General features: G+C 39.8%; 9 protein-coding genes. 5 read left to right on the top strand and 4 right to left on the bottom strand.

Going from position 1 to position 10,076, the window contains the following annotated elements; all coding sequences use genetic code 11:
* Positions 1 to 47 precede the first annotated feature (47 nt).
* From RM049_RS22115 to RM049_RS22130, 4 genes are all read left to right on the top strand, one after another.
* A complete protein-coding gene (locus RM049_RS22115; protein ID WP_322682867.1) occupies positions 48 to 1,037 on the top strand; it encodes a glycosyltransferase family 2 protein in 990 nt (329 codons plus the stop codon).
* A complete protein-coding gene (locus RM049_RS22120; protein WP_322705692.1) occupies positions 1,018 to 1,152 on the top strand; it encodes a hypothetical protein in 135 nt (44 codons plus the stop codon). The genes RM049_RS22115 and RM049_RS22120 overlap by 20 nt, the downstream gene beginning before the upstream one ends.
* 261 nt (positions 1,153 to 1,413) lie before the next feature.
* On the top strand, positions 1,414 to 2,436 hold the full coding sequence (locus tag RM049_RS22125; protein WP_322675031.1) for a glycosyltransferase family 2 protein: 1,023 nt from the start codon (positions 1,414 to 1,416) through the stop codon (positions 2,434 to 2,436).
* Positions 2,437 to 2,563: 127 nt separating this feature from the next.
* On the top strand, positions 2,564 to 3,613 hold the full coding sequence (locus RM049_RS22130) for a glycosyltransferase family 2 protein (protein WP_322705693.1): 1,050 nt from the start codon (positions 2,564 to 2,566) through the stop codon (positions 3,611 to 3,613).
* 30 nt (positions 3,614 to 3,643) lie between these two features.
* Here the strand turns inward: RM049_RS22130 and RM049_RS22135 are convergent, their stop codons facing one another.
* Positions 3,644 to 4,198, bottom strand: coding sequence for a cupin domain-containing protein (locus tag RM049_RS22135; protein WP_322705694.1), 555 nt, complete (start codon positions 4,196 to 4,198; stop codon positions 3,644 to 3,646).
* Positions 4,199 to 4,559: 361 nt separating this feature from the next.
* On the opposite strand from RM049_RS22135, the gene RM049_RS22140 reads away from it, so the two are divergent.
* Positions 4,560 to 6,005, top strand: a complete 1,446-nt coding sequence (locus tag RM049_RS22140) for a deoxyribodipyrimidine photo-lyase, 8-HDF type (RefSeq protein ID WP_322705695.1) — start codon at positions 4,560 to 4,562, stop codon at positions 6,003 to 6,005.
* Positions 6,006 to 6,324: 319 nt separating this feature from the next.
* Here the strand turns inward: RM049_RS22140 and RM049_RS22145 are convergent, their stop codons facing one another.
* The 3 genes from RM049_RS22145 to RM049_RS22155 form a co-directional block, all read right to left on the bottom strand.
* Positions 6,325 to 7,302, bottom strand: a complete 978-nt coding sequence (locus RM049_RS22145; RefSeq protein WP_322705696.1) for a hypothetical protein — start codon at positions 7,300 to 7,302, stop codon at positions 6,325 to 6,327.
* Between the two features lie 244 nt (positions 7,303 to 7,546).
* Entirely contained in the window at positions 7,547 to 8,767 is a 1,221-nt protein-coding gene (locus tag RM049_RS22150) for an MFS transporter (RefSeq protein WP_322705697.1), read from the bottom strand.
* A 402-nt stretch (positions 8,768 to 9,169) separates the two neighbouring features.
* On the bottom strand, positions 9,170 to 9,964 hold the full coding sequence (locus RM049_RS22155; protein ID WP_322691168.1) for a hypothetical protein: 795 nt from the start codon (positions 9,962 to 9,964) through the stop codon (positions 9,170 to 9,172).
* Between the last annotated feature and the right edge of the window lie 112 nt (positions 9,965 to 10,076).

Raw genomic sequence — 10,076 nt, forward strand, 5'->3', positions numbered from 1 at the left:
TTTTGATACTAATTCGCTAGTAGAATTTAGCAACTTATTGAAATCATATGCCAACTATATCTGTCATTATTCCCGCTTATAATTCTGAGCGCACAATTGTCGATACAATTGTCTCGGTACAACAACAAACTTTTTCTGATTTTGAGATAATTGTTATCAACGATGGTTCAACAGACGGAACTCTTAAGCTACTGGATGAGTTGAAAGATAGTCGTATAAAAGTCTTTTCCTATGAGAATGGGGGTTTATCAGTAGCTCGTAATCGTGGTATCTCTCATGCTAAGGGAGATTTTATAGCCTTTCTTGATGCTGACGATTTATGGACAGCCGACAAGCTAGAACTTCAGTTAGAAGCTTTGCAAAAAAATCCAGAGGCAGGTGTTGCTTATAGCTGGACTTATTTTATGGATGAACAAACTGGAAATTGCCATCTGGATCGGCCGATCTTTTTCCAAGGTAAGGTTTTGGCGAATTTATTAACCTGGAACTTTATTGCTAGTGGTTCAAATCCCTTAATCCGTAAGCAAGCGATTGAATCTGTAGGAGAGTTTGAACCTTCAGTATCAGGAGCAGCAGACTGGGATTATTGGCTACGTTTAGCTGCAAAATGGTCGTTTGTTGTAGTTAGCAAACCGCAGATTTTTTATCGTCAATCTTCAAATTCAATGTCATCTAAAGTTGAATTTATGGAAGACTGTCAGTTCCAAGTATTGGAGCGAGCTTTTCAATCAGGATCGCCAGAAATTCAAATACTGAAAAATTATAGTTTAGCTTATGTTTACCGATATTCTTGTAAGCTATGCTTAACAAGAATTACAGGTGATGAAGGAGTTGAAAAAGCAAGTCAAAAATTGGGGAAGGCAATTCAGCTATATCCAAAAATTCTCCTGGAAAAGGAAACTCAAAAGCTAATTATTAAATTGTTGTTGAAAAAAATACTTGTAGAAAATATTTCTGCATACTTGCTCCAGATTATTAGTAAAATTCGCGTTGCTCACGTTCAAAAGTTGAATATTCATGAAAAAAGAATCGGTTGAGGTAAGTTGTAGTACTTGCCACTTGGTAACTCAATGGGATAGTTACTCAGTCTTATTCTGGATAATGGTGGAGCGATCGCTTGCTAAGAATTTCAATCAGACTATCCACACGTAGAAAAATGTATCATTAACTACAACAATTGCTTTATAACGCATACTAGAAGGAAATATCTTACATGATCCGGTGAAAAGTTAGGAAGTCGGATTCGTCTTATAACTAGACGGATAGCCAAGTGGATAAATATCTCACTTTTTTAGATGCTATCACTAGAAGGTGCGATCGTATCCATCAGATAGTATTCCCATTGCCATATCAAAGATTACTGTACTACTAGTAAAACCTGAGAGCAAACTGAAACTAAAGTCAGTCTGGAAAATGAAAAAAGTTTCTGTAATTATTCCGGTTTATGGAGTCGAAAAATATATAGCTGCTACTGTACAATCTGTTCTTGAGCAAACCTATACAAATTTCGAGCTTCTAATTATCGATGATGCTTCTTTGGACAGGAGTATAAATATTTGTCAGCAATTTACTGACCCCAGAATTAAAATTATTCGTCAGGCAAATCGAGGGGTATCTGGAGCTAGGAATACTGGTATTCGCCATGCTCAAGGAGAATATTTAGCTTTTTTGGATGGAGATGATCTTTGGTTGCCAGAAAAGTTAGAAAAACAAATTGCTCACTTAGAAAATTCACCAGCAGTCGGTGTTAGCTTCAGTCGTTCTGCTTTTATTGATGAAGCTGGACAAGCTTTAGGTACGTATCAGATGCCCAAGCTTAAAGAAATCACGCCATCCTATTTGCTCAGTTGCAATCCGGTTGGTAATGGCTCGGCTGCGGTAATGCGCAGAGAAGTTTTGGAAGCGATTAAATTTCAAGATAATCTTTACGGTACTAATGAAGATTGTTATTTTGATGAACGCTTACTCCAATCAGAAGATAACGAATTTTGGATTCGTATTTCCATTAAAAGCAATTGGCAAATAGAGGGCATTCCAGAACCCTTGACCTTGTATCGGGTTAATTCAAAAGGGCTTTCAGCAAATATGCTCAAGCAGTTAGATTTTTGGGAAAAGCTAATTGAAAAGACACGCTCCTACGCTCCAGAAATATTTACTCAAGAGGAAACACTAGCTAGAGCTTACCAGTTGCAGTATTTAGCTCGTAATGCCGTAAGACTACGAGAAGGTTTAATGGCTGTAAAATTAATTAATCGGGCTTTAATAGCTGATTGGCATATTCTTCTTGAAAATCCCAAAAGTACACTTTTGACACTGGTAGCAGCCTATTTACTTTTACTCTTACCTCAAAATGTTTACAATAAATTTGAAGCTCTGGTTTCAAATAATATAGTAGGGGCTAACCAAAAACGTCGTATTCTTCAAGAAAATATCTAGAAATAATTAATAACTTTTCTATAAATAATTAAGAAGTTTCTATGCTAAAGCATAATTAGATTTCTTAATAATGCATAGTAAATTTAATTAGAGATTAATTAAATTAAATCAATGGGAATAGTCAACAATGAAGAAAGTTTCTATCATTATTCCGGTTTACAAAGCAGAAAAATATATAGCTGCTACACTGCAATCGGCTCTTGAACAAACTTACGATAACTTCGAGATTTTAATTATTGATGATGGTACTCCTGATAAAAGTATAGAAATTTGTCAGCAATTTACAGACCCTAGAATTAAAATTATTCGTCAAAAAAATCGGGGTCTACCTGGGGCAAGAAACACTGGGATTCGCCATGCACAGGGAGAATATTTAACTCTTTTAGATGCTGATGACTTATGGTTGCCAGAAAAATTAGAAAAACACGTTAAGCATTTAGATAATTCGCCTAATGTCGGGGTAAGCTTTAGCCGCTCTGCTTTTATTGATGATAATGGCAACCCTTTAGGTATTTATCAAATGCCTCAGATGGAAGGAATAACTCCAGCAATTGTCTTTTGCCGCAATCCAATTAGCAATGGTTCGGTAGCAGTAATTAAAAGAGAAGTTTTTGAAGCTATTGAATTCCAAGACAATCTTTACGGTACAGTTGAAAATTTTTATTTCGATGAGCGATCGCGCCATCCTAATGGTGACACAACAGATGTTGAATGTTGGTTTCGGATGTCTGTTAAGAGCGATCTGGAAATAGAGGGTATTCCTGAAGCTTTGACTTTATATAGGGTAAATTCAGGGGGACTATCAGCAAACGTTCTCAAGCAGTTAGATGCTTGGGAATTAATGGTTAGTAGGGCACGCTTATATGCTCCAGAAATAGTTAATCAATGGGAAACACTAGCTAGAGCCTATATGTTGCGTTACTTAGCCCGCAGAGCAGTCAGCCTGCAAGATGGTGCAATGGCTGTGAAGTTGGTGAATCAAGCATTAGCAACCAACTGGCATATTCTCTCTAAAGAACCACGCCGTACACTTTTGACCCTGGGAGCTGCCTATTTCCTTCGTCTTTTGCCCCAGTTCCTTTACAGTCGAATTGAGACTGTTGCTTTAAAGACTACAGGATATACTCAAAGACAGCGCATTTCACAAGGCTTAGGGGGGAGCAACGCGATTTCGTGACCTCGGCCAAAGGACGTGCATAAATGAGCTTTAACGCGGCTTTTGGATCGAATCACTCACTTGAGTCCCTGTATAATTGGGAACCCAACTTTCTGCGATCGCAAAATAGCGTATCCCTTTGAAATTCAACGATGCAGTTGGGCTGCACCAATGCTCAACTCCAGCCGGGATGTAGAGATAGTCTTGTGCCTGAACTAAAAGCTGTACCTGGCTGCCATCAGGTTGCACGAAGCCATAAATCATTTCTCCTGACAACACATACAGGGGTTCAGGCGCAGGATGAGTATGGTAACGACCGTAGGTTGCGATCAGGTGGTGAAGATTGAACGAACCTGGATGCACATTTAGTAAGTCACACCAGAGAGCGCCATTTTCTTGCTGAAGAAATTCAAAGACGCTGTTATGGAGTTCTATGCAATAACGTTTCTCGGTCTCAGTTAAAACGTCCTGGTCTCGCAGATTAGGGAAGAGTAGCGATGTTCCTGGGTCGTAGTGTTTGAGTTGAATGCCAAGAGGCGCAAGTTCGCGGGCTATTTCGTCTAAATCACTCTCAATCGTACCGTCGTCAAGTAGTAGGTTAGCCATGACAAAAAGACTAATTAACTGTTAAGAAGAGTATACTCAATTTTGAAATGAAAAACCACTATTCCCGACTGAGAAACCGGGGAATGAGACATGGTGAATAGGGAATAGGGCATGGGGCATGGGGCATGGGCAATAGGGAATGTATACAAAAACTAAGATAAGGCTTCCTTAGATCAGAATTTTAGAGGGACAACAAAAATAACCAATGCCCAATGCCCAATACCCAATGCCCAGTGCCCAATGCCCGATGCCCAATACCCAATACCCAATACCCATTAAAAGAATAAATTTATCGCCAGAATGATGCTTATTGGTACCACTAGCATCTAAGCTAGTACGGGTGAACTATATCCAGCATGGAATGTCTGACTTAATTCTGTTTTGGCATCGGCGCGATTTACGCATTTCTGATAATACGGGACTGGCTGCGGCAAAACGGCAAAGTCCGAAGGTAGTGGGCGTGTTTTGCCTAGATCCAAATCTTCTGGAACGGGATGATGTTGCTCCTGTGAAAATAACTTATATGATTGGCTGTTTGCAGAAACTCCAAGAGCGATATGCTCAAGTTGGTAGCCAGTTGTTAATCCTCCACGCCGATCCTGTACAAGCGATACCAGCTTTAGCCGAAGCAATAAATGCCAAAGCTGTTTTTTGGAATTGGGATGTAGAGCCTTATTCACAAGAACGCGATCGCACCATTATAAATGCCCTCAAAGAAAAAGGTATTGAGTTTCTTAACCAAAACTGGGATCAAATCCTCAACTCTCCAGAGGAGTTACGCACGGGTAGTAACAATCCTTACACGGTTTACACACCCTTCTGGAAAAATTGGATTGCCAAACCGAAAGCTCAACCAGTAGAAACACTGCAAAATGTTGAGGGATTAACGGAAGCCGAACAGGAAATTGCCAAAGTTGCAGGAGCGATCGCACTACCTTCAGCGAAAGATTTAGGATTTATTTGGGATGGTGACTTGATTATTTCACCAGGAGAGGCGGCGGCACAAGAACGATTAGAAGAATTTACAAATAAAGCTATTACTGAATATCAAGAACAGCGCAATTTTCCCGCAGTTGACGGAACATCACAACTGAGTGCAGCTTTAAAATTTGGCGTAATTGGCATTCGCACCGTTTGGCAAGCCACTATAGAGGCACAGGAAAATAGCCGCAGTGAGGAAACAGCAGTTAATATCCGCACATGGCAACAGGAATTAGCTTGGCGGGAGTTTTATCAACACGCAATGTACAACTTCCCGGAATTAGCTGATGGTGCTTTCCGCGACGCCTTTAAAAACTTTCCTTGGCAAACTAACGAAGAACACTTCCAAGCTTGGTGTGAGGGGAGAACAGGCTATCCCATTGTGGATGCAGCAATGCGCCAGATGAATGAAAGTGGCTGGATGCACAACCGTTGTCGAATGATTGTCGCCAGTTTCCTTACCAAAGACTTGCTAATTAATCCCCAATTGGGAGAAAAATACTTTATGCAGCACCTGATTGATGGTGATTTATCTGCCAATAATGGCGGTTGGCAATGGAGTGCTTCTAGCGGTATGGACCCCAAACCTGTGCGGATTTTCAACCCAGCCAGTCAAACACAAAAATTCGATCCAGATGGGGAATATATTCGGCAATGGGTATCAGAATTGCGGTCTGTAGATACAGAATATTTAGTTACTGGGAAAATTCCACCTTTAGAACGTCATGCTGTTGGCTACCCTGACCCAATTGTGGATCATAAAATACAGCAACAGCAGTTTAAACTGCGTTATCAACAGCAAAAAATCCTTAGTAGTGGTGAGTAAAATTGCTAATTTTTTAATGTTTATTGATAGTATTTTTGGCTAATCAACCTTCCTTCAAAAATGTTTGTAGTCAAGACTTTAATCCTGATTTTGTTCATATAGTGCTTTGGATAAAAGACTAAAGTCCTTACTACAAACCTATGGGTATTTTGATATATATAGGACTCATATTTGATTTTTGAAAAAAACTCAGTACAGCTTTATTCCTTCTTCCCAGTCCCCAGTCCCCATTACCCCTTATCCCCTTCAGGGGCCCCACCATCCCCAGTCCCTAGTCCCTACGATTAATTCAGAAATCAAATCAGATTGCTATATGACATTATGTCTTGACAGGTAAATGAGAAATTGTCCATAAGATGAGTAGGAAGATTAAGTAAATTGCACCAACTAATCCAAACTCAATCAGAGGAATGTAGGTTACTTCGTAAATTCTGCCCAAGCCGCGTTCAGTCAGTGCATAAACGGCCAGGACACTCACTAAAAAGGCTCCGTAGATAGTACGTTTAGCCCAGATAGCCACAGGTAAACCGTGAAGCTGAGTAAGCACGAGAATACCAAAAAAACCAAAGAGAAATGTGGGCCACTTGCTTTGTCCTAGTATTAATGACACGATTACACTATGTAAAAGCACTGAAGCCTCCAAAGTAAATGTCCACCAACGGTTTACATGGGTGCGGTTAAAAATCAAGGAAGATTGGAGCAGAAGGAAGAACATATAGAGAAAACCAATCAAGTGCCCCAAAGTCGCTTCCATTGGGTGATACCAGAAGGTGTAGATAGCGGCGAAAGAGAAAAAATAGCCGTGGTACAGTTTGATAATTTGCAAAAACTGTTGATGAAATGGAACAGAATTGCCAAAAAACAAACCGCGTCGAGGTGTTTCTAAAATCAGTACGAAGACTAGTAAAAGTACAACTGCACCTTGAGAAGCCCAAATTGAAGTATCTTGAGCTAGAGCATCGTACCAAATATATGTTTGGAGAAAGTGTAAAGCGATAAATCCACCATTGATGGCAAGCATGAGGTAATTTATCGGGTGCAACGCCGATTTGTATTTCAACTGCGATCGCTGCGCCCACAAGATACACGCCCAGATGCTAAACTGATGCCCAATGTACATACCCCAAGCCGTTGCTCGACTCCAAAAGGTTGGTTGGGGAAGTTTCCAGTAGTACCAGTTTAATCCTTGGTCAGGAAGTTTGATAATGCTTGCAGGAATGCTCCCACCGATCCAAATTCCGTAGGTGAGGAGGATGCTTACAAAGATACCTAAAAATAATACTCGGCGACCAGTCATAGTAATTTTAGATTTTAGATTTTTGATTTTAGATTAAAAATTTTTAATCCAACGTGAGTTCGATAAGCCCTTTTTTGACCTCTCCCCCAACCCCTCTCCGTGTCGGAGAGGGGAGCCAAAACCCTAATTTCTCGTTGCTCCTCCCTTTTCCCGTGGGAGAGGGAGGCTGGGAGGGAGAGGTTCATCGAACTCACGTTAATACAAGGCTGTTTCAAAAAATTGTTAAACTTTGAAATCAAGATTGTCAGGCGATACGTTCTGTTTTTGATTCAGATGCACTTTTCGTTACTCGAAAACTAAGAGTTAAAGCTACTAGCATTACTAAAAATCCACTCAAAAAAGGAGCAGAACTTCCAAATTTCATAAAACTCGCCCCTGCCCATGTTGGCCCAGCGATGCGTGCCAATGCAGAGCAAGAACTGGCAATTCCTAATATTTGTCCTTGTTCTTCTGGGGCTGTCATCTGGGAAATCAAGCTGTTCAATATTGGTTGACTAACACTAATTCCCCATGCCACAAGTGTGGCGGCGACTAATAATAAAATTAAGCTTTGCGAGAATCCAATTAACAGTAATCCTAAACCTAATCCTAATATCCCCAAGATAAGTAACTTGATTTCACCTAATTGTTTCTTGAGAAATCCGATTAGTCCTCCTTGAATGATTGTGCTGACAATCCCCATGAAGGCAAAAAGATAACTAGCTTGTTGAGGGCCCCAATTTAATTGCTGCTTAGACCATAAAGCTAATGTAGAGTCCATAGCTGCAACAGCAAAGGTGACTAAAAAGTAGATGCCAACAAGTACACAAAACTGCGATCGCTGTGACAACTGTAACAAGTTTAGGGATTGCTGACGGTGGCGATGAAGTTGGATTTTGGCTTTAGTCTCAGAATTTAGAGATTCTGGAAGTAATATTAAAGCACAAAGAAATGCCAATAAAGATAATCCGGCTGCAAACAATGACGGTAGATGAAAGTTAGCGTTGTTCGGATTTGACCCGATTAGAAGACCTCCAATCGCTGGGCCGAGAATGAAGCCAAGACCAAAAGCTGCGCCGATTACACCCATGCCACGAGCTCGATTAGTTAGCGTAGTAATATCTGCTATGTACGCCTGAGCAGTGGCAATATTCCCTGACATAATCCCAGCTAGACTACGAGCAATAAACAAAATCCATAAAGAGTTGGCAAAACCTAAACCTGCGTATGCAATTACCGAACCGAATAAAGTCAGTAATAAAATCGGACGGCGACCGTAGCGATCGCTAAATCTGCCCCATAATGGTGCAAATAAGAACTGCATTAAAGAATAAATAGCTACAAGTAAAGTCGCTTCATTAGGTTTTGCACCAAATTGTTCGGCATACAAAGGCAGTATCGGCAGAATAATTCCGAAGCCGAGCAAGTCTATAAATACAGTCAAAAATAAGACGAATATAGCCCTGCGATTATTTTTACTCTCCATCTGGGCAATGCCATTTTATAAAAAAGATGTGTAACTTGAATTAGCTTTCTGCACAGCAGTGAATGCTCGATCGTAAAGACCTATTGAATACAACCAGTAATCAGTACAAGCAAAGTGTATGAATTTCAGTGTGATTGAGCAAAATAGCATGGAACAAACCCATAATAAAAATCAAGCCAATAATACTACTAATGAAAGCAACAATAATTTCGTGCTTCCGTATGGCTTTTTGTATCTTAGCGTCTATGATATTTTCTAATTCTTTGTATAACATTGAGTTGAATTTGGTTAAAGACAAGAATTATCTGAAACTTACGTTACTTACATAAGTTAGAGTATGTCCGAAATCTCTAACTTATGTCTAACTTATTAAATGAAAACTATTTCAATGCAGTGCGAGTGTCAAGAACTTTTACGTCGTTTCAAAACACCACCTGAAATACCAAAAGCTAATATCGCTAAGGTATAAGTTGGTTCGGGAGTTGCAAGAATACTTACCTGATTAATAGCCAAGCCGTATTGTGGAGCAGAACTGCTAAAAACAAGCCGTGAGATGTTTGGAGTATCACTACGAATCCCCAAGAATACTGCCGAATTATCTAATGCTAAAGACGAAATATTTGGAACTGAGAAAGTACCTAATAGGTTATTAGCTTTATCAAAAGCGGCGATCGAATTTTCAATTTTCAATTTACTAGTGTCTACAGCTATCTGAGTTCCAGCGCCAAAAACTGGCTGGGCAAAACTAATCGAAAAAGGCCCGCCGTTTCCCTGAGTACCAGGATCGGGAGTACCGGGAGGAAGAGGAATAAAACCTGTTGGGTCTATACCTCCGAAGAGAATAAAATCACCTAGAGCGAAGTTACTCCGAATGCCAGGTGGAGGTAAAGTTTGAAAAACAAATGGTGGAGTAATTTGAGGCTTATTAGTTGGAGTTATATTTATATTCAAGCCTAAACCACGTTGCGATGTTGCTGAAAAAGAGTTAGGTAGAAAAGCCGAAAAATCAGGGGCAGAAGGATTAAAGACTTTACCTAAACTTTCCCAATTAACTTCATCATTGCCTCCTAAACCAGCGCGGTCAGTTACTAAAAATGTAGCGGCTTTAACTGGTAATGGGAGAACCGTTATTATAGCTGCGATTGCTGAAAAATATTTTACAGATAACTTAAATAATTTATTTATTGTAACTCTCACAAAGTTTTCTCCTTAATTTTTTAAGATAATATCATCAAAATGCAACAATTAAATATTCGGGAGCATCCCAATTTTGCAAAAAGAGGGTGAAAAGACCAATTTATTCGCGAGT

It is taken from the genome of Nostoc sp. DedQUE04 (assembly GCF_034530995.1).
GTDB lineage: Bacteria > Cyanobacteriota > Cyanobacteriia > Cyanobacteriales > Nostocaceae > Nostoc.